Source organism: Dyadobacter sp. AC419 (assembly GCF_979253085.1).
Window position 1 is genome coordinate 350720 of sequence record NZ_CEEDCD010000027.1, and the last position, 21553, is coordinate 372272.

A 21553-nucleotide genomic window follows, 5' to 3' on the forward strand; every position below is an offset into this window, starting at 1 on the left:
CCTGAAAAACGCATTGGAATGAACCTTACCGCAAACAGCTTTCAAACTATCCCGACCGACGCAGCTTACCTGCTTACAGACAGCCGCCAAATCTCTTTTCCCAAACAAAGCATCTTTTTCGCTATCAAAGGAGAAAGGCACGACGGGCATCAGTTTCTGGCCGATTTGTATGCAACAGGCGTTCGGGAATTTGTGGTTGAAGAGGCTTCATTCAATGAAAAGCTCAGGCTGGAAACCTCTGCTTGGGACGATGCCAAAATCTGGGTGGTGCCGTCCAGCATTAAGGCGTTGCAAATGCTCGTGGCTGAGAAAAGACGTCATTTCAACTTGCCGGTGGTTGGCATTGCGGGCAGTAATGGAAAAACAATTGTTAAGGAATGGCTCGTTCAACTGGCTGCTGCTCAGGTGCATGTTGTAGCCAGCCCAAAAAGTTACAACTCACAGATAGGCGTTCCGTTATCGGTCTGGAACATTACGGACGCGCATACGCTCGGCGTTTTTGAAGCAGGCATTTCCAAAGCCCATGAAATGGAATATCTGCAACCGGTCATGCAGCCAACGATCGGAATTTTTACCAATATCGGCCCTGCGCATGACGATGGTTTCAAAAGCAGAAAACAAAAAATTACTGAGAAGCTGCGCCTTTTTACAAAGGTCAGAAAACTGATATATAGCAAGGATTATACTGAAATCGACGAGGAGATCAATCTGATTTTAAAACCGGTCAACACGTTTTTGAAAACATTAAGCTGGGGAAAACCTGCTTCCGGAGCTGATGTAAATGTTTTATTCCAAAAAGAAAGATCAAAAACCGCAATCACATTATCAGGAAAACTGGGAGATCTTAAATTTGAAACAGGATTCACTGATGACGCTTCGCTCGAAAACCTCACACATTGCATTGTTTTTCTGCTCGACTTTGGCTTCAATGTTGCGACGATCCAAGATGGCATCCGCTTGTTGAAGCCCGTTTCCATGCGTTTGGAGCTGAAAGAAGGCATTAATCATAATTACATTATTGACGACGCCTACAACAACGACATTAACGGTTTGTCGATGGCGCTCAATTTCCTTTCGCTGCAAGAACAAAGACAAAAGCGAACCCTAATTCTCTCTGATCTTTTGCAAACCGGTCAGGCGCCTGTTGAGCTTTATAAAACTGTCGCCAAGCTGCTGGATGAGAAAATGATCACGCATTTAATCGGCATAGGCCCTGAAATCAGCAGCCAGGCCGCATTATTTGATGTCGAACGCGTTGATTTCTTCCCGGACACCACTGCTTTTTTGCGCGACTTTCCATTTGGCTCACTGTCCGACAGCCTGATTTTAATTAAAGGTGCGCGGCCATTTTCTTTTGAAAAGATCGTGCAGCGGTTGCAGCAAAAAGCGCATGGGACGGTTCTGGAAATCAATCTGGATGCATTGTCTAACAACCTGAATTTTTACAGATCCAAAGTCGGACCGCAGACGAAGATCATGGCCATGGTGAAAGCATTTGCTTACGGAAGCGGCAGCAGCGAGGTGGCGTCATTGCTGCAATTTCACCGCGTTGATTATCTGGGGGTTGCGTATGCGGATGAGGGTGTTGTATTGCGTCAAAGCGGCATTACGCTTCCCATTATGGTGATGAACGCAAGCGTTCAGGCTTTTGATTTGCTGCTGCAATATCAGCTTGAACCTGAGATTTACAGTCGAAGGATTTTCACAGATTGGATCGCATTTGTTAATAAAAACCGCATTACAACCGAAATTCCAAAGATCCACTTGAAACTGGACACCGGCATGCATCGGCTCGGCTTCATTAATGATGATCTCGAATGGCTCATTGACACATTGAAAGCGAACCCGGCCATTCAGGTGGCTTCCATTTTCTCGCATCTGGTGGGTGCGGATGAAGGCGTTCACAATGCTTTTTCCAAACAGCAATATGCATTATTCCTGGAAGGAGCGAGACGCATTGAGGATGCATTGGGCTATGAAACGATCAAACATATCCTTAATTCGGCTGGAATCGTCCGTTTTCCTGAGTATAAGCTCGATATGGTGAGATTAGGCATTGGACTTTACGGCGTTGAGGCAACGGGGCAGGAACAGCAGTCTTTACAATCGGCCGGCACTCTAAAAACCGTTATTTCACAAATCAAATATCTGTCAGCAGGCGAAACCGTGGGTTACAGCCGCCGCGGACATCTGGATCACGATGCGGCCATTGCAACACTTGCCATTGGATACGCGGACGGTTATGACCGGGGGCTTGGAAATGGTGTGGGAAAGATCTGGGTCAATGGCTCACTATGCCCGACCATAGGTAACATTTGCATGGATATGACCATGATCGATGTCACGGGCGCCCATGCAAATGAAGGCGACGAAGTGATTGTTTTTGGCAAGGAAATGCCGATCATTGAGCTCGCAAAACAAATAAACACGATCCCTTATGAACTCCTGACAGGAATCGGGGACCGTGTTAAAAGGGTCTTTTTTAAAGAATAATCAAACCTGCGCTTCGCCGTCAACCGGAAGTTGCACAGCCACATTTTCTGTTTCGAGAACGGTTTCGGCTGAGTCCGGTTGCGCCGGTTTTACAGGCTCGTCTTCGAACAAATGTGTGGCCATAACCTCGTCCAAAGTCACATTATAAAAGGCCTGGTGCACATTCAGCGGCTCCACGCCTTCTTCAATTTCACACTTGATGTAATTGCCGTCTTCCTGCATTTCATAGGCATTCACATTGTCCATCAAACTATAATAGAGAATGTGAATCGCCTGCTGCCTTACGCGCGGATCAACGAGTTTGAACAGGGATTCAATGCGTTTATCAAAGCTGCGGACCATTGCATCGGCACTTCCGCCATACACAACCGGATCGCCGTTTTGATGGAAATAAAATATCCTGGAATGTTCTAAAAAGTCTCCTACCAGCGATCTGACCGTGATATTCTCACTCAGTCCGACACGCTGCGGACGCAAGCAGCACATGCCGCGCACAATCAGCTTAATGGGCACGCCAGCTTCGGATGCTTTATATAGTTCAAGGATCGTCGTCCGGTCTTCCAATGAATTGATTTTTATACAAATGCCGCTTTGCAAACCCGCACGAGCGTTTTCCGCTTCTTGCTGGATTAAAGCAACCAGCTTGTCACGCATATAACGCGGGGCAGTAATCAGGTTTTGATATTCTGATGGGATGGAATGTCCGGTGATGACATTGAAAAACTCCGAAATGTCTTCTGTGTATTTCTCATTAGAAGTCAGTAAACCCGTATCCGTGTAGAGCCGGGATGTGTCTTCATTATAATTTCCGCTTGACAAATGCGCGTAGCGAAGCACACGATTTCCCTCATTACGGACGATAAGAAGCAGTTTCGTGTGCGTTTTAAGCAGACCAATGCCATATATGACAAAACAGCCTGCCTTCTGCAAGCGCTGCGCTTCCCTGATGTTGTTTTCTTCGTCAAATCGCGCCTTAACCTCGAACAGCACGGCCACGTGCTTGCCATTTTCTGCCGCGTGCAAAAGTGCCTCGGTAACCCTTGAATTTTTCGCTAACCTGTAAATAGTCAGCTTGATAGACAAAACCTTGGGATCTTCGGAGGCTTGCTCCAAAAGCTGCAAAACGGGTTCAAAGTTGTTATAAGGATGGTGCAACAGAATATCGCGCTCCCGCATTACTTCGAAAATATCCGGAATGCGATCTCGGTCCAATCCGAGCGGTGGCACGGGCGGATGGATTGCCGGAATCTGATCCTTAAATTCCGGATGCTTGATAATGCCCCAGAAAGACGTGTAATCGATAAAACCATCGATCGGGAAAACATTATAGTCGTCAATTTCCCAACGTTTCTTAATCAGGCTCAGCAAGTCCGGATTGGTGTCGTGCTCAACAGAAACCTGCACTACACGCCCCAAACGCCTGCTTTTTATCTTTTGTTTGATCTCATCAATAAAATCCGACTCGACATCATCACTTTCTTCCAGCGAGAAATCACCATTTCTGATGATCCTGAAAAGGTTCGTAGAAACAATGTCAACATTGCGGTAAAGCTTGTAAATATAAGCCCTGACAATGTCTTCAATTGGCAAAAACAACAGCTCGTCTTCCCTGTCGATCACATAAAAACGAGGCAGATTCAGCGGCAGCTGCACAAATGAAAGCTTCCGATCCTCTTCTGCCGTCGTGCCCTTAACCTGCGTAATTACACCCAGAATGAGCACTTTCGCCAGCAAAACCGGAAATGCGTGGGTGTAATCAAAAAGCATCGGCGTCAACATTGGATACACCGTTCTTTCAAAATATTCTTCAACCGCCGCTTTTTCATCGTCATGGACTTCATTGAGTTTGATGATCTTGAAGCCATGTTTTTCGAATAATGGCAAAAGCTGGTTTTTGTAGCAATCGTTTTGTTTCCTGACAAATTCGTGCAGCTCGCGCATCAGCACTTTGCGGAAAGGAATTTCTCTCAGTCCCGAGTAATCCAGGCGCTCTTTTCCAAAATCGAGATAATTATAAAGGCTACCGACCCGGATCGTGAAAAACTCGTCCAGGTTAGACGACGTTATGGCAAGAAATTTCAGGCGGTCAAATAGATTCCGTTCGCTGTTGGTCGCTTGTTCCAGGACGCGGTCATTGAATTTAAGCCAGCTTAAATCCCTGCTGATCAGGTCACTTTGCTGTACAAGCGTGTTGGCTTTTTCTGACGAAGGGCTGATGATTTTCGCCTCGTCCGTGGAAACGTTTCCTTTTGTACTTTTAAAAAAAGCGAACAGATTATTCAATCTGCCTTTTTTCCCGTTGCTATATATTGGATCGCCTGAGCCTGACATAACTTATTTCTTTAAGGGTTGTGTTGTAAATGGCATTAAAAATTCAACGAATCTAGGCATGTATTGTTTTGGATACGTGAAGTTTCTGTTAAATTTTGGCCTTAAAAATAGAAACGGATGACTGAATTTGACAGCCATCCGTTTCCAAAAATTTATGGGAGCTAACAGCTATACGTCAACTCGTGCGTACTTGGCATTTTTCTCAATAAAATCGCGCCGCGGTGCAACTTCATCACCCATCAGCATCGAAAACAAATGGTCTGCTTCGGCTGCCGATTCAATCGAAACCTGTTTAAGGCTTCTCTTGTCAGGATTCATGGTTGTTTCCCATAATTGTTCCGCATTCATCTCTCCCAAACCTTTGTAACGCTGCACGTTAACCGATTCTTCACGTCCCGCTCCTATTTCACGGATTGCAGATTCTCTTTGTGCTTCTGTCCAGCAGTAACGCTCTTCACGACCTTTTTTAACAAGATAAAGCGGCGGCTGAGCAATGTAAATGTATCCGTGATCGATCAAGATCTTCATATAACGGAAGAAGAATGTCAGGATCAGCGTACGAATGTGACTTCCATCAATATCCGCATCCGTCATGATCACGATCTTATGGTAACGCAGCTTGTCAATGTTCAAAGCTCTTTCGTCGCCATCTTTTCCGATCTGAACACCCATAGCGGTGAACATATTTTTGATCTCTTCGTTTTCGTAGATCCGGTATTCTTGTGCTTTTTCAACGTTGAGAATTTTACCCCTTAATGGCAAAATCGCCTGGTAAGCGCGGTTACGGCCTTGTTTGGCAGTTCCACCCGCCGAGTCTCCTTCGACCAAATAGAGTTCGCAAACATTCGGATCTGTTTCAGAGCAGTCGGATAATTTACCCGGCAATCCGGTTCCCGTCAGAATGTTCTTGCGCTGCACCATTTCACGTGCCTTTTTAGCAGCGATACGAGCTTTCGCAGCGAGAATCACTTTATCAATGATCACACGCGCTTCTTTCGGGTGTTCGTCAAGATATGTGTCAAGCATTTCAGCCACAACCTGACTTACAACACCCGTCACTTCTGAGTTACCAAGCTTCGTTTTTGTTTGTCCTTCAAATTGCGGTTCAGCAACTTTAATGGAAATAACGGCAGTCAGACCTTCGCGGAAATCGTCCCCGCTGATCTCGATTTTTTCTTTGGCAAGAATCCCTGTTTTCTCCGCGTAATTTTTCAATGTACGCGTTAATGCCGCTCTGAAACCAGAAACGTGCGTTCCGCCTTCCACCGTGTTAATGTTGTTCACATAAGAAAACACATTTTCACTGTAAGAAGTGTTGTACATCATCGCCACTTCCACAGGCACAGATCCCTTATTGGTTTCCATGTGGATCGGCTCCGGAATCAGCGGCTGACGGGTTGCATCCAGATAAGTAACAAATTCGTTCAAACCGATTTCGGAATAGAACTCTTCGCCTCTGAATTTCCCTTCCTCATCTTCCTCACGTTTGTCTTCCAGCGTGATTCTGATTTTCTTGTTCAAATAGGATAATTCCCGGAGACCACGTTGCTACGGTCTCGTATTTGAATTCTGTAACCGTGAAAATGGTTGCATCCGGAAGGAAATGAATAAATGTCCCTGTTTTTTCGGAGTCACCGATCACCCTTGCAGGATAAAGCGGCTTGCCTTCGCTAAACTCTTGTTCAAATATTTTTCCCTCACGGTGGATCTCAGCTCTCAAATGGATTGAAAGCGCGTTAACGCAGGAAACCCCTACGCCGTGCAAACCTCCGGAAACCTTGTATGTATCTTTATCAAACTTACCGCCGGCGTGCAAAACGGTCAGAACGACCTCCAATGCGGATCTTTTCTCTTTTGGGTGCATTCCTGTCGGAATCCCGCGGCCATTATCCTGAACGGTAATGGAGTTATTTTTTTCAATCGTAACATTGATGGTGTCGCAATAGCCAGCCATCGCTTCATCAATGGAGTTGTCGACAACTTCCCAAATCAGATGGTGAACCCCCTTAAAACCAGTGTCACCAATGTACATGGCCGGACGTTTACGAACGGCCTCTAAAACCCTCAAGAACCTGGATGTTTTCGGCTGAATAACTATTTACTTCTATCACTGTTTCGTTTGACATAAAGTTTGTTTTACACTTGGATAAAAAGAACCATTTTCAGGCTTTTTAAGCACGTAAAGATACGATTTTTTTACCGCTTAACCTAGCAGAAAAAGCAATGAAGATGACACGAAATGAATGTTCGGCTGTTATGACTTTTCCGGGTTGAAAGTCAGTATTAAAAGGCGATAACCTCGGAATGAAACCTAACGCAGACTGTATTCCGTACCGGATGTAAAGAGCGCTTTGTCGAGCTTGTAAAAGATTTTACCGCCATTATTGCTCACGTCCAGCACGCCCAGGTCATAGGTCCCCGAGGCGAGATCGTCCTGTCGGAAAAGGGTGCTGAAACCGGGTTTGTAGTAATGCATGCTTGTTAAAATCACTTTTCGGGCCTCCACTTTCGGATTTGCGTTGGCCATATGGATTACGCCTGTTTTCTGATCGCGTAAAATCAGGAAGCGGTCGCCGGCAAGCCCTTTTCGTTCTGGAAGCGCATTGCTTGCCACGTAGTAATAAGTCAGGTGCTCAACGCCATCGCGGATCATGCGCTCCACCGGCCATTCCTCCACGTATAACTCATAATTCCTGGATGCCATAGGCTCTGCATTGAACATGGAATCCAGCTCACCCTTCTCCACAATTGCTTCGGGCAGTTTGAAAAAACCCTTTTCATAACCTGGAATCAGATAAAAACTTCCGTTTCTGGTGATCGTTTTTTCAACCGAGAACATATTCCGATTGGTTTTCCAATTGTAAACATCGGCCAGATATGTGGTGCGCTTTACCGCAACGAAGCCTGTGAATTTGTAATAGGAATAAACGCAATAGAAAATGCTGAATGCTGTAATGCCGTAAAAAACCGCCCGTTTACGGAAGTAATGCGTGTAATCGAGCAGCAGAATGTAAAATATGACCGTCGAGAGCGAGGCGTAAATCTGGAAGCGGCTGGCAATGGTGCTTCCTGCCCACGAGCGGAAAAGTGCGATAACTGAGCTGGTAATGAAGATAAATGCAAACAATGTTAGCAACTCTGCAGTCCCGGTTTAATGTTGACCGGTTTGTTAAAATAAATAGCCGCAACGCGCCAGGTGATGTAAACCATAAACGCAATGATAATCGCGCCCCAAACCGCTGAAAAGAACACTGGATACGCCCACAATGACATCGCAGATCCGATAAACCCAAAAAGCGATGAGAAGAAAACCACCAGATCTTTCGGCAAATTAACGGCCTGCCCAGACTCATAACCAGCAAGGTAAATGACCAGACAGAGCACCATGAAAACACCGGTGATGATCGCACGTTTGAAATCTTTGAAACAAAGAAAATAGAAGATAATCGCGGGAAACGAGAGAATGCCGTTTCCATGCGTGAATGTGGCCAGGAAGCAGCAAAGCATGGCCCCGTAAAGCGCCAGATTGGTCCGCCTCGATGCCAGGATAATTGCAGTAACCGTAAAAGCCGTCAGGAACGAATGCTGCATGCCGTTCAATGCCCAGCCCGAAATGTCATAGTAAAGCGGCTGAAAATACAGAAAAGCGGCAGGAATGAAATAATATAAGGGAAGCTTTGTCTTCCTGTATTGCAGGTAAATGAAGTAGAAAATGTAGGTTACATTAAATGAAACCAGCGCAATGTAAAAGCGGAAGTTCAAATGACCCGTTATGGTGTATTCAATGAGCGAAATCGTACGCGGAATTACAGCCTTATGATCATTGAATGTCCGGAAAAGCTCGGTTATAAGGCCCGTAAAACCAAGTCCGCCCTGCGATACGACCTCAATAAACTGAATGAGCAGAAAATCGTCCTGATAGGGGAAATTGACAGAATAATAGTAGTTGTAAACAATGTATACAAGAATGACCAAGCATATAACGACACCCGAGAGAAATCGTAACTTCATAGAAAGTAGACTAGATTTGACTTTGCTTACCAGGATACTTGCACCCGGAGTTATGGGTTCAAAACTAAACCATTAAAACCGGAATTGTAAATTTCACCTGCTTTTTTCCGGATTTGCAACGTGACTATGACCGCTAAAAAGTGAAAGCACAGCGAAATGATCTTTCGCTGTGCTTTCGTTTACTCGTAATCCCGATTTGCTAATTAACAACGAGCTTATGCCTCACCTGCCTCGCTCCATATCCTGCATTGAGAATATACAATCCGGGCACCAGCTTAGATTTTGCTCTCACTTCCAGCTTGTCCGTAGCAACCTGCTCTGTCTCCACAGGAACGACTCTTCCGGTAATGTCATTGAGCGTAATGCTTGGTTTAGAGCCGGTGTACTGGATTGAAAATATGCCTGCCGTTACCGGGTTCGGATAAAGTGTCACTTCGTCTTTGCCTTCAAAACCTGCCGTGATAATCCGCGAATAAGCAAATGTGCTGTCTCTGTCGACCATTTTGAGGCGATAAAGATTTTCGCCGGCAAGCGGAGCAGCGTGCAGGAAGTTATACGTTTTCAAAACCTTGCTTTCCGTAGAAGCTTCTACCTCACCTACTTTCGTCCAATCCTTACCATTTACGCCGTGCTGAATTTCAAAATAAGCACTGTTGGTTTCCTCCGATGTCTGCCAGTCCAGCGCAACTGCGTTTTCCTGCTTTTTACCAGAGAAGTTCACCAGCGTAACAGGAAGTGGCCCTGCATTATTGGCTGTGATGTAGAATGATGAAAATCCGGTCACATCGAATCTGATGCGCCACAAATTCAATGCAGAATCCCACTGGATGTCGTTGTCCGCCGGGTCAATGATCACATCCGGTTTGAGCGTCATCGTTGTGCCGTGCCATTGCAGGATGCGCAGGTTTTTTCTGTTAATTTCTGCGTCGGACGCATTGCCGGGAAGTTTTACAGAACTCACTGCATTGAATGCATTCAATTCATCCTGACTTACATAAAGCGTAATGTTAGCGCTTTTCGGGTTGCCGCCTCCTGGCGTAAATTCAAAATGTCGTTGTACATATGGCTGTCCGGCATGCATCTTAACCTGCGGATCCACTGTTACTTTGGCCACAAACTGGTTATTTCCATTAGTCAACCCTGCGCCTTTAACCGTTCCGATCAGCTTGCAGCCAGGCCCGGTAAGGTGTGTAAATTTGTTGTCAGGAATTGTTGAAGAAGCCTGCTGTCCGCTGGTTGCGAGCGACATACTGTTGTAAAAGCAGCCTGACTGGATCACATTGTTTTGCAAATAAATATTGACCGGCTTGTTACCCGCATTCTGGTAGGCAGATCTCCAATTTTTATAGGCGTCACAATCATTGGAATAGTTATCACGCTGCGTCGTGCAGCCATCGCTGTCGATCAGGCTTGACAATGTGAAGCTATCTCCGTTAGAAGCCGACGGCGTTGTAACCTGCTTGTCCTTAACCCATTGGGCAGTCAGCGCTTTTAAGTCGCTAACTGCCTGCGGAGACTGCAATGCGTTTTCCAGATAAAAAACAGTAACAATCTGGGCGCCGTGTGTATAGCTTTCCGTGGTGAGGTTGATAATCGATTGCGTGCCTGTTACATAGGCCGCTTCGTTAACATATAACTTGCCGGGCAGGTTGGAGCGGAGTAAATCTATCCCGAACCGGTGATCATAATGAATGTCGTCGTTGATTTTCACACCGTCCAGGTCAGCGCCGATTTCGTTGAAAGGCAATGTTCCACGGGCACGTGAAAGCTTGTCATACACCGATCCGTGATGCGCAAGCACCTTTGTATTTGGACTAATCCCTTTTACAACATTCTTGAAAAGATTATTGGTTTCTTTCAGAACAAGTGTCCGGAATGTAAACCAGTCGGTTCCGTCCGGGCCGGTGAATGTTGAGTTAGAAGGTCTTTTTGGTCCAACCTGATCAAATGAGGAATGATTGCTTCCCCATGCAGAGTTCAGATACTCGATATGACCGTATTTTGATTTAAGCCAGTTTCGGTAAGCATTAGTCATTGGTTGCGAGTAATCCGTCAATGCGTCGGACATATCCAGCTGCTGCTCGTAATGATATTTCGTCGAGCCCATTTCAAACTCACCTTCACCCTGGCGTGAATAAATTAAGCTCACATAAAGCAGGTTACCGCCATCCTGAACATATTTATAGCGGTTCATCACTTTCGAAGCAAAGTCGGTAATGCGATCGCGTGTAGATTGTGCTGCGAGCGAGGTCATTACAAACTGCAAATTCACATTCGGCCTGATCGGTCCGCCTTGTTTTTGAAACACGGCTTCCTGACCATTGTAATTGGCAACGAGCATACGCTCTTCTTTTTCCAACCGTCACCCGTGTCCACGCCGTAACGGTCCGAAATGCCATTTGTTACATCATCGCCCGTGCTTACGGCAATGTTCAGCGCCACTTTCATGCCCAGGGACAGCGCCTTGGCAATCTGATCATCATACTGTTTCCAGACATTGTAGCCCGGTCCATTTTCTGATTTGAGAATCCTGGAAAGTTTACCCTCGATACTTCCCCACTGCACTGTCAGAGCAACCGCATTGCAGCCAAGCCCTTTGGCCGACTCAATTGTTTCCAGTGATGGCTTGTCATTCTCGTTGACAAGCGAAACTGCAAAATAGCGGGGTTGTTGTGCTGCTGATTCCAGCGGGGAAAATAATAGTGAGGAAGAAAATAGTAGTGTGCAAATGTTCCAACCAACGAATATACGTTTTTTCATATTCTTTATCAACAGCCTGTTACAAATTATTCGATTTGTAAATGTAAATAATTCTACTTTACGGCTCGCAATTTTTTAAAATTTTTAGCATATTTTAAATAAATAATACTATTCCGTTAAAAAAATGAATATTCGGCTGGAATGAATGATTAAACGGTTTTTATCATCCCGGATAACTACAAAAATATTCTACAACACACAGGAATAAGTGACTCATGTGAATCTAAAAAAAAGGCTATTTTCCGTTTCCAGAAAATAGCCTTTTCAGCGCACGGAGGCGGATATACTACATTTTTTCCATCGGATGTTCTTTGAGCAATTGTTCGGGCGAATAGAAGTCTTTTTTGCTCTCCGTCGCCGCCCTAACTTTCTTCACCTGCTCCGGCATAATGGCCGCTCCTTTATTACCGAATGAATTCCGGACATAAGTCAGCACGGCTGCGAGCTCGTCATCATTCAGCAATCCTGCAAACGGCGTCATCGGCACCTGTCCCGGATACTTTTGACCACTCACCTCAATCGGCCCCAATAATCCTTTCAATGCAAGCTTAATTAAGCGTTCGTCGCTTCCTAGCACCCAGTTGTTTGCCGTTAGCGGTGGGAATCCCGAAGCCGTCAATCCTTTTCCATCGGGCTGGTGGCAGGTTGCGCAATATCCCTCTTTGGAATAAATGGTTTTGCCCAATGTGTACATATCAAGCGCTTTTCCTTTCAGACCCGACTGAGCAACTTCCACCTTTTCCTTTTTCATATTCTGGCCATTCAAATGTGCATAAGCACCTTCGTAGGCGTGAATAGTCCAGTCATCGAGCGGCATTTTCTTGGCCTCTGCGAGCACGGCGAGTCCTTTTTCTTTACCAATCCAGGATGCAGCAACGATTGCAACGAGTCTTACGCGGCTGTTTTCATCGCGTGCAGCAGCCATCAGCAGTTCGGCCTGGTCTTTAACCTGATGCCCCGTGTAACGCACCACTTGGACGGCAGCGGCCCGCGCGTGGTAATCTTTGGCATTCAAAACCTGCTTTAAAAGTTTCTGATCCACTTTATCAAGTCCCCACGTCACCCATAGCGCTTCAAGCAAATGATGTTCGTAACGTGGATCTTTCTTGTCTAATGCCGCAGTCCAGGCTGATATTTTTGGCAAAACCTGTGACGCATCACGGCCGCGTAACTCACGTCTTGTTCTGTAACGCGTCCGATATTCGGGCAATTTGAGGTTTTCAAGGAGTTCGTCAATGCTGGCGTCTGCCACTTTCGATGGCTTAACCAATGGACGTGATGGATACGTAATGCGATAAACACGTCCATGCGAATGGTCACGCAAAGGATCCCGGGCATTGTGCTGCATGTGACCGATCAGAATGTTGTGCCAGTCAATCACGTAAAGTGAGCCATCGGGTGCGAATTCCATGTCCACAGGGCGGAAATTACGGTCTTCACTCACAACAAGATCCATGCGGTGCGTGCTTTTGTAACCCGTGCCTTCGTCCTTCAATGTATGTTCTTTTGTTCCAAGGAAACCAATCGTGTTATTGATCAAAAAGTCGCCTTGCAGCTCATCAGGAAAATGGCGGCTGGAAACAAATTCAAGTCCGGACGTTGGCCTTACCCTGTGTTTTTCTTCAATCAGCTGCACAGACTTGTGATTTGCTTCGCCATAACGTGGCAAAATCGAACCCGGCATCATCCAGCGAACGTCAGGACTTGAAGTTTCAGCAAAAAATGGCTGTCCCCAATCATCAAATGCAATGCCCCAGGGATTAGGAATGGAAAGCTGCGCAGTGCGTTCTAGTTTTTTCAATTGTGGCGCATATCTGTAAAAACCGCCATTCGTTGCCCGCACAGGACCATAAGAAGTTTCAACATTGGTATGCAAAAACACACCTTCGCCAGAATAAATCGCTCCGGAAGGATCGACTGTGAATGCGTGGCTGTTGTGGTGCGTATCGTGGTCGTCAAATCCGCTTAGCAAAATTTCACTTTTATCTGCCTTGCCGTCGCCGTCCGTGTCTGCGAAAAATTTCAGGTTTGTGCCTTGTGAAACATAAACGCCTTCCGGTGCAATTTCAAATCCAAGGGGCAAATGCAGGCCGTCCGCAAAAACGGTTTGCTTATCCGCCTTACCATCATTATTGGTGTCTTCCAGAATGATGATCTTGTCATTCGGCTTCGTATCACCCGGCTTATAATGCGGGTAACTTGGCATGGTCGCGATCCAAAGTCGGCCTTTGTTGTCAAACGACATTTGCATCGGTTTCGCCAGATCAGGAAATTCTTCTTCTGATGCGAAAAGCTCGATTTTATAACCTTCCGGCACTTTTAGCTTTGCTAATGCATCTTTTCCATACAAATATTCCAGACTTCCATTTTTTTCGGGATTGAAATTGGTCTTAACAGGCGGAAGCTGCCTAGTATTTTTATCCGCAGCAGCAAGATCGGTTTTCTCACCTTTGGAAGCCGCCAGCCAGATCGCCTTGTCCCGGATGTCTGTCATTTCACGAATTTTCTCGATTTCCGCTGGATAGTTATCCGGCCCAAAATGGGTTGTAACGACGCCCATAAACGTGCACGCCGTTCGGAACTTTAAAGTCGTTGTGCCACATCCAGTTTTTTTCATCGACAGCATCCTTCACCAGTTTGCGGTTTGCCTCCGCTTTCGGCGATGCTTTGCCAAAAACCTGATCAGCAAGCAGCAAGCCCAGTTTTTTGTAACCCGCTTCATTCAATTGCGAGCCATCAATGGTCAGATCGTCTTTGCTGTCGGCATACCATTGTTTAGAAGGCGTGAATGCGTCGACAAAAAGCACATTGTTTTTTTCGGCAACCTCTTTCATTCCTTTTGTATAAAGCGCGAGGTTTTCATTTTCCTTTTTGCCGTTAGGAAGGTCAAACTTTGCAGAGAGATCTTCGAAAGCGATCGGCGAAATGATAGCGAGCTGCGGCGCTGCGGCACCATTGTATTTCTGGCTTAATGTGTATTTGATAAATGCATCAAGCTCAGCTTTGTAGTTTTCGAGCCCTTCTTTTCCCTGAAACGACTCATTATAACCAAAAAAAGCAATGATAACGTCTGCTTTCAAGCGCGTTAACCATTGATCCGGCGTGTCAAAATGTCCTTCGCTTTGAGACGGATTCGCGAGTTCGGTCTGAAACTTTTCAGCTCCAGGAAACGCCCATGGCGAATTCCTGCTCGCATGCGGCCTGAACCCGGGCGTGTCGCCGCCATCGCACATATTGCGGATATAAAGCATGTCCTCTGGATAGCGAACCTGCAATTCGGTTTCGAAATTGTCGTAATTCATCATCCGTGAACCCAGGTTATTCCCCAGCAAAACAATGCGGGAGCCTTTCTTAATGGGAAGCGTTGCAGATTGATTGAATTTGAATGCGCTGAACGCGATAATCACCAGCGCAAACACAATAAGTGATACGTGAAGACTGATCTTTTTGGGTTTAGACATTTTCGGTAAACTTTAAGTGGGGATTCAGGATGTATTCTTTCAATTATTTCGCTTCTCTGTATTGAACATTAATGTCCATTTTGCCTTTCCATTTCGGAATTTTCAAGCCCAGATCCCAGTGAATGGCATTGATAATCAACCTCTGAAATGATTCGATCTTGAAGTCATCGGGATGTCCTAATGTGGTCATGAATATTTTCGCACCAAACGAATTTGTCCCCGACCAGGCAACCGGATTTTCAATCGCAGCGTGCTCCGGGTTAACCGCTTTGCCCATTAATAATAATGTAGAACCTTTGGTTGGATAATCGGGAAGAACTCTGTAAAGCCAGGATCTGGCGTGAAATGGCGTGGTAACACCGGTGAGAATCGGGTTCTTGGCTTGATCCGGAATTACAGTCACATCCGTGCTGCTGGTGTGGCCATAATGCGTGTGCTTGGCAGCGCCGCCCCAGCCCGGAGGCGAGTTTAACGCGAATTCACCGAATGCATTCCACTTTTCATTTTCATTTCCTTTGGGATAATTGAATGCGTGCGTCGTGGTGCGGAAGCCCATTAATGGCTTTTTGGATTTAAGATAAGCGTCGATGTAAGCGAGCTGTTCCTTGGGAAGTTGTCTCCATCTGAGATAAAAAACAGCCAGATCTGCGTCCTTTAAAGCTTCCAGACCGGGAATGTCATTTTCACTGTTCGGGCCTGGATAGGCTTTGAGCACGATGGTGCGCATGCCGTAATTTTTTTCAAGTTCTGCGGCAATGAGCGGCAATGTTTCTTCGCCGCTATATTCATGGTCGCCGGTGACAAATACGACGAGCGGTTTTTTATCTTTTTGGGCAAAAACACCGGTTGCATTGGATAAAACGATAAACAGCAATGCAAAAAGGAAAGTGAAACGTTGTCTCAAACTCATTAGGAAGCGATTTAGGAATGTCTTTAACTATGAGATATAACGCAAAGAACCTGAATAACTACTGTTCTTCTTTTTGAAGACTGTTTCATCCAATTTTTCCCTTACTTTATTATACAAATAAGCTAAGTAATTGGCAAAACAAGCGCCTGACGCTTAAAAAGTGGCATTAGTAAAACTTGAATCCGATCGTCGCAGCAAACCTGGAAAGGTCTACGCTGTCGTCTTTGGATAAATGAAGTGTCTCTTTATTGAATGCCGTGGTGCGGTCCAGGCGGTAAACGGCGCCCATGATGGCGGAACCGGTTAAGTTGATCGCGAACTTTTGGCTGATGCGATGCTCGAAGCCAACACACACGCCCCAGCCCATTGTTTTTCCGTTGAATGTAAAGTTGTTCTCGCCGACTTGCGTTTTGTTTTGATAAGGCTGATAACCAAGCAATAAGGATGTCAGCACGCTGTTTTTGGGATTTTTCATCACCGAACGGTGAATCACTTCTCCACCCAAAAATTGTATTGCGACGTCCTCCGTCAATTCATTGTCCTGGCTTGCTTTGCTTTGATAGCGATCGTATTTCACGCCAAAACCAACCTTTTTCCAGGGAAAATAAGTGACTTCGCCGCCAAACGCAATGCCCGATTTGAATTCCTTGATGTAGCGCTTTCGTTCCTGGTTAATCAGCCCGGACGGACGGAAAAGTCTTTGACCATAACCGCCATTCACCCCGAAGCCCCATTTCGAATTGCTCACCTGCGCTTCGGCCTTGGTAACATCCTGCGCGCTTAACCGCAGGCAGGATAAAAAGGTGATCAGCAGGAAAGTAACCGTAAATCGCATCATGATGTGAGTGAACCTGAAATGCATCGATCCCAAAACTACTGATTTAGGAGCAAAAAAGAACGGACGGCAACATGCATATTTGTCAGATTGCGGGCTTTATGCCATTGCTTTTTAATTTTTCAACAATAAACTGCCCGATCTCCCGCCCTTGATCTTGTCCGTTTTCGATGGCGTCGCGATAATGAATGCCGCCGTACAACCTTGAAATCGCCGCTTCTTCGGCTGCTTGCCGGAATGATTTGAAATCGCGCACAGGCAATTCAAAGATCACTTCGGTGTCGTCCCGAAAGGCAAAATTATCGCCAAGCAGATAAGTTAATGTTTCGGCGATGGCAGTGGAAATGACGCTGTGGCCGCTTGTATATTCAGGAAACGGTGGCGTTTGAAGCAACGGCTGCCATTTTTGATCAATCATGCGGGTGATAACGGTCTCAGGCCTGACGCGGCTGCTCCGGTATTTTTCGTCCCAGCAACTGATGAATGCGTCCATTAATGTTGCGGCTGCTATGGCGTGCACCATAATGCCTTTGTCGAGGTCCAGACCGGCTTTGGACGTTGCTATGCCCGTAATGTTCATCCAATGTCCGCCCGGACTGATCTTTTTGAAACCGATAGACATATGCCCGGAAGTGTTGATCGCGAACGGATTACAATCCCAATAAGATGCGATAAAGCGCTGCTGATCCGTCAGCTTATTGCCAACTTCGTAAACTTCCCTGGTCAGCTTAAAAAATGCACTTGCGGTGTCCTTACTGAATTCTACGGGTGGTTTTGGCAAAAACTGGTTGCACGTGTCGAGCATCATTGGCCGGATGGTTTTCCAATGCGGCTCAATGCCTTCAATGTAACCCGGCGGCGTGGGATACCAGTAAGCATCGCCCTTTTTGGGACGGTAACGCAGTCGCGTGCTTAATTTCAGATAACCGTCTGTGGCCGCATTGGCAGCGATTTTCTTGGCAACTTCCTGGGCTACGGCCACGGCATCATCAATCGTTTGCTGCTTATGGCCTTCTCTTAATAGATTAATGATCAGCTTTTTCTGATCTTCTTCCAGCATGTAACCCGACGGCAGAATGAGCCGGCCCGTTTCCAGAATGCTGTAAAGTGCCGCAATCTGGTAATTATAAGCACGTGCGGCGGTGATCGTGATCGGGTTAATGCTCCGGATGAATGCGGTTGGAGACGTGATCTGCTTGTTGTTCTGGGCCACGATTTCGTAAGCGCCCATCATGCAATAAGTGTAAAACCGACTTGCAGCGGGTGGGTTAACCACGTCGTGGATCATCACCATGGTGACGGCAAAAACGGAAGGCTGCAAATGCGTGCGCAGATCCACTTTTTTCTTCTGCCCCACTGCAACCTGGCTCACCAGCAACGCCAACATGAAAAATACACGGATCACTTTGCTCTTTTATAAAATTGTAACGACTCATTGAATGCGCCTATCACCAGACAGGGCTCCTTATTAATGTCAATCTGAATGCAGGATTTCACATCACCCACAACTGATAAACCCGAAACCGGCTGTGTTAGGTAATTAAAACCGCCTTTGCCATCGCCTGCCAGCACGCAGCCATAATTGGCATCCATACTCCCGATTTTCAGCCTGTTATCCGTTTTATTTCCTAATAAAAGGAGATCTGTTTTACCATCCTTATTATAATCGCCGGAAGCGATCATGGTTACCGGGGCAAATTGTGCCTGCACGGGTAAGGACTGTTTTTCAAATGTTCCGTTTTTATTCAAAAAGCAAACGGAGCGCATTTCTGTGACTTCCAGCTTGGTTGCGTTGCTCAGGTCTTCGGGTGTGAACATGTTGGTGATCGAAGCATTCGCGTAATCCTTATAGTAAGGAAATTTCTTGCGCATGGGATAAATCTGATCATTCAACTCATCGCGGCTTACGAAGGGATAAGATTTGCCTTGCACGTAAAAACTGAAAAACGGGTCAATGGAGCCATTTTTGTCAAAATCGGCATAATATAGCTCGGCGGGCTCTTTTTCTGATGCCTTGATCTGCGTGTTCAGACCCATATTTCCCGCGACAATGTCCAGCTTTCCGTCCTGATCCAGATCGATAATTTGCAGGGATGACCAGAAACCGGATTCTTCCCTTTTGAAAAACTTTAATGTTTTGTCTGTAAAGTCGTTGTTACTGAAAGAGAACACTTTTACGGCCATCATCTCACCGCACATAACCAACTCCACATTGCCGTCTGCATCCAGATCCGCCCATTGCGCATCGGTTACCATGCCGATTTTGAAGAACGGCGAATCTTTTACTTTGTAATTACCTTTTCCATCATTGATCAACAAATAGGAAACGGGCGTTTCGGGATAACGGCCGGGGATAATGCGGCCGCCTACGAATAAATCCTGATCACCATCTTTATCAAAATCAAATGCACGCACGCAGGATTTGCTGCTGGATTTCAGATTAGGCAAAGACAGAACTGACAAGCTGAGTTTGCCTTTTCCATCATTAAGATACATTTCATCCTGCAACGAAATTGTATTCGGCTCAAACATGGAATAACCGCCCTTGGCCACATACAGATCATCAAAACCATCGCCATTGGCATCGAAAAAGATGGCCGAAGTGGCTGCTGAAATGTTCTCGTCACCGACCGCAAAGTCTGGCATTTCCTTGAATGTTCCGTCTGTTTGCTGCAACCAGATCTTCGCCTGCTTATTCTGGTCGCCGCTCACGAAAACATCTTCCAAGCCATCCTTATTCACATCCCCTTTCGCCACGATCGGCCCGGTTTGCGAATACATCGACAACATTAAAGGCTGGCGCTTGAAATCATTTTCGTTAAATCCTTCGTGCTGATATGCAATGCTGCTGTTTTGTTTTTGAAAAATGGGCACGGCATTTTTTGCCATTAAGGGCTTGGCATTCGCTTTTACAGATTTTTCCAAAACCAATAATTGATTGGCTTTGATATTTTTCAAGACCTCCACTGCCCCATCCGGCCAGATCACTTTTACGGAATCAATCGCAGTCGCTTTCTCCAAGCCGAAATGCAGCCGCGTGGGCGTGCAGGACAAATAACCGCGGTTGGGATTCACTTCCTGATATTGCTGAATGCCATTGGAATAAACATAAACCTTCGCACCCACGGCATTTTTGTTGGCCACATTATCTTTCAACTTAACCTGAAACCAGGCATTCCCGGCTTGCTCCTGGCTCAGGTTCTGATACACAAAAGCGGGGTCGTTAATGTTGTTCACCGCCAGATCCAGGTCGCCGTCATTATCGAGGTCTGCGTAAATGGCCCCGCTGGAAATCGCAGGCTGCGCCATTCCCCACGGTTCCTGCATTTTGGTGAATGTAAGATCCTTATTATTGCGGAAAATATAGCTGGCCAGCTTGGTCGAAGGCATCGCCTTAATGAGGTCCATGAGCTGGAAAGGCTCTTTATCCACCGCCCTTCTGATCTTGTAATCGCCCCAATATTTGAGAAAATCCTTATTGGTGTAATCCCTTAAATAACCATTGGAAACGAAAAGGTCTTTGAAACCATCATTGTCAAAATCCGCGAGCAGCGGCGTCCAGCTCCAGTCCGTGTTGGAAACGCCGGAAAACTGGGCAATTTCACTAAATGTGCCGTCACCGTTGTTGAGCTGCAACATGTTACGCATGTATTGCTTGTGCAGTTTCTGGTTCATCATGAGCTCAAATGCTTCATAATTTTCCTGCAACTGCAACAATTTTTGACGCTGATTATCTTCCGGCAACATGTCAAGCGACATCACATCGGGCAGGCCGTCATTGTTGAAATCCGCAATGTCGATCCCCATCGAGAATTGCGCTAAATGCCTGAAATACTGTTGCGTGACATCCGTGAATGTTCCGTTTTTATTATTGATATATAAATAATCCGACTCGTTATAATCGTTGGTTACGTAAATGTCCTGCCAACCGTCCTGGTTCACGTCCGCAATGGCCATTCCGAGCCCGAATGTGAGCGGATATTGGTGAATGCCCGATTTTTGGGTTACTTCTTCAAAATAATTTTTGTTATTTTCAAATAACTTGTTGCCTGCGAGCATATCCGTTTCCTGCTTGAACTTCGCTAGCTCCATATTGTCAATTTTTTTGACGCTATGGTTCAGAAGCATCATATCCAGGTCGCCGTCGTTGTCGTAGTCAAAAAATGCTGCTTGTGTGCTGTAACTGATATTATCGAGGCCATACTGAGCGGCCTGTTCCAAAAATTTAAGGTTGCCCTGATTGACAAAAAGCTGGTTTTTGCGCATTTCATCGGCCACTTTTCCGGAGTAGCAAATGTAAATGTCCAGCAATCCGTCGCCGTTAACATCGGCCATGGTCACGCCCGTTTTCCAGCCGCCTTTTCGACCTTCGAGGCCTTTTCCGGCTGCATTGGTAATGTCTTTGAACTTTAAAGCCTGTCCTTTTGTGGCTCCCAAATTGAGATAGAGCTTGTTATCGCCCATGTTGGAGGTGAAGAAAAGATCTTCAAAACCATCATTGTTAATGTCGCCTACGGCCACGCCGCCGCCATTGTAAAAGTATTCGTACGACATCACATTCTGCTTTTCGTCCTCGATGATCATGTTGGCGAAAGCAATGCCGGTCTGCTTGGCAGGGAGAAGCTGGAATAATGGCTGCTGCGCCCTCACTGCGGTTAAATGCAGCGACAGGAGCAATACAAAAACAAAGTAACGATGGCGCTTTTGTGTGAGCATTAAGCTTTTTTGCCTGTTAAAGAGGAAGATCTCCTG

The 21553-nt window shown here is 46.0% G+C and carries 10 protein-coding genes and 2 pseudogenes; 1 reads left to right on the plus strand and 11 read right to left on the minus strand.

Features of this window, described 5'->3' with window-relative positions:
• Positions 1 to 18: 18 nt before the first annotated feature.
• Positions 19 to 2493, plus strand: coding sequence for a bifunctional UDP-N-acetylmuramoyl-tripeptide:D-alanyl-D-alanine ligase/alanine racemase (locus tag AC0IYG_RS26525; protein ID WP_471714119.1), 2475 nt, complete (start codon positions 19 to 21; stop codon positions 2491 to 2493).
• On the opposite strand, the gene ppk1 is transcribed toward AC0IYG_RS26525, so the two are convergent.
• The 11 genes and pseudogenes from ppk1 to AC0IYG_RS26580 form a co-directional block, all read right to left on the minus strand.
• A complete protein-coding gene (ppk1, locus tag AC0IYG_RS26530) occupies positions 2494 to 4824 on the minus strand; it encodes a polyphosphate kinase 1 (protein ID WP_471714120.1) in 2331 nt (776 codons plus the stop codon).
• 168 nt (positions 4825 to 4992) lie between these two features.
• Positions 4993 to 6950: pseudogene (gene gyrB / locus AC0IYG_RS26535) on the minus strand (DNA topoisomerase (ATP-hydrolyzing) subunit B).
• 185 nt (positions 6951 to 7135) lie between these two features.
• Positions 7136 to 7951, minus strand: coding sequence for a hypothetical protein (locus AC0IYG_RS26540; RefSeq protein ID WP_471714121.1), 816 nt, complete (start codon positions 7949 to 7951; stop codon positions 7136 to 7138).
• A 2-nt stretch (positions 7952 to 7953) separates the two neighbouring features.
• Positions 7954 to 8835, minus strand: a complete 882-nt coding sequence (locus tag AC0IYG_RS26545; protein WP_471714122.1) for a hypothetical protein — start codon at positions 8833 to 8835, stop codon at positions 7954 to 7956.
• A 199-nt stretch (positions 8836 to 9034) separates the two neighbouring features.
• A complete protein-coding gene (locus AC0IYG_RS26550) occupies positions 9035 to 11194 on the minus strand; it encodes a beta-galactosidase (protein WP_471714123.1) in 2160 nt (719 codons plus the stop codon).
• Positions 11104 to 11595, minus strand: a complete 492-nt coding sequence (locus tag AC0IYG_RS26555) for a hypothetical protein (RefSeq protein WP_471714124.1) — start codon at positions 11593 to 11595, stop codon at positions 11104 to 11106. Before AC0IYG_RS26555 ends, AC0IYG_RS26550 begins: the two co-directional genes overlap by 91 nt.
• 286 nt (positions 11596 to 11881) lie before the next feature.
• Positions 11882 to 15056, minus strand: a pseudogene (locus AC0IYG_RS26560) (PVC-type heme-binding CxxCH protein).
• 43 nt (positions 15057 to 15099) lie between these two features.
• Positions 15100 to 15966: a ThuA domain-containing protein gene (locus AC0IYG_RS26565; protein ID WP_471714125.1), complete on the minus strand. Its 867-nt coding sequence runs from the start codon at positions 15964 to 15966 to the stop codon at positions 15100 to 15102.
• Positions 15967 to 16132: 166 nt separating this feature from the next.
• On the minus strand, positions 16133 to 16804 hold the full coding sequence (locus AC0IYG_RS26570) for an outer membrane beta-barrel protein (RefSeq protein WP_471714126.1): 672 nt from the start codon (positions 16802 to 16804) through the stop codon (positions 16133 to 16135).
• An 82-nt stretch (positions 16805 to 16886) separates the two neighbouring features.
• Positions 16887 to 18206 (minus strand): vanadium-dependent haloperoxidase, encoded by a 1320-nt coding sequence (locus tag AC0IYG_RS26575; protein ID WP_471714127.1) that lies wholly within the window; start codon positions 18204 to 18206, stop codon positions 16887 to 16889.
• Positions 18203 to 21517 carry a VCBS repeat-containing protein gene (locus tag AC0IYG_RS26580; RefSeq protein ID WP_471714128.1) on the minus strand — a complete coding sequence of 1105 codons (3315 nt, stop codon included), beginning with the start codon at positions 21515 to 21517 and terminating at the stop codon, positions 18203 to 18205. The genes AC0IYG_RS26575 and AC0IYG_RS26580 overlap by 4 nt, the downstream gene beginning before the upstream one ends.
• Between the last annotated feature and the right edge of the window lie 36 nt (positions 21518 to 21553).

Excerpts from the sequence above, each read along its gene's own strand:
- AC0IYG_RS26525 (WP_471714119.1), top strand. The coding sequence starts at position 19 with ATGAACCTTACCGCAAACAGCTTTCAAACTATCCCGACCGACGCAGCT.
- AC0IYG_RS26555 (WP_471714124.1), bottom strand. The coding sequence starts at position 11,595 with ATGAAAAAACGTATATTCGTTGGTTGGAACATTTGCACACTACTATTT.
- AC0IYG_RS26565 (WP_471714125.1), bottom strand. The coding sequence starts at position 15,966 with ATGAGTTTGAGACAACGTTTCACTTTCCTTTTTGCATTGCTGTTTATC.
- AC0IYG_RS26580 (WP_471714128.1), bottom strand. The coding sequence starts at position 21,517 with ATGCTCACACAAAAGCGCCATCGTTACTTTGTTTTTGTATTGCTCCTG.
- AC0IYG_RS26545 (WP_471714122.1), bottom strand. The coding sequence starts at position 8,835 with ATGAAGTTACGATTTCTCTCGGGTGTCGTTATATGCTTGGTCATTCTT.
- AC0IYG_RS26570 (WP_471714126.1), bottom strand. The coding sequence starts at position 16,804 with ATGATGCGATTTACGGTTACTTTCCTGCTGATCACCTTTTTATCCTGC.
- ppk1 (WP_471714120.1), bottom strand. The coding sequence starts at position 4,824 with ATGTCAGGCTCAGGCGATCCAATATATAGCAACGGGAAAAAAGGCAGA.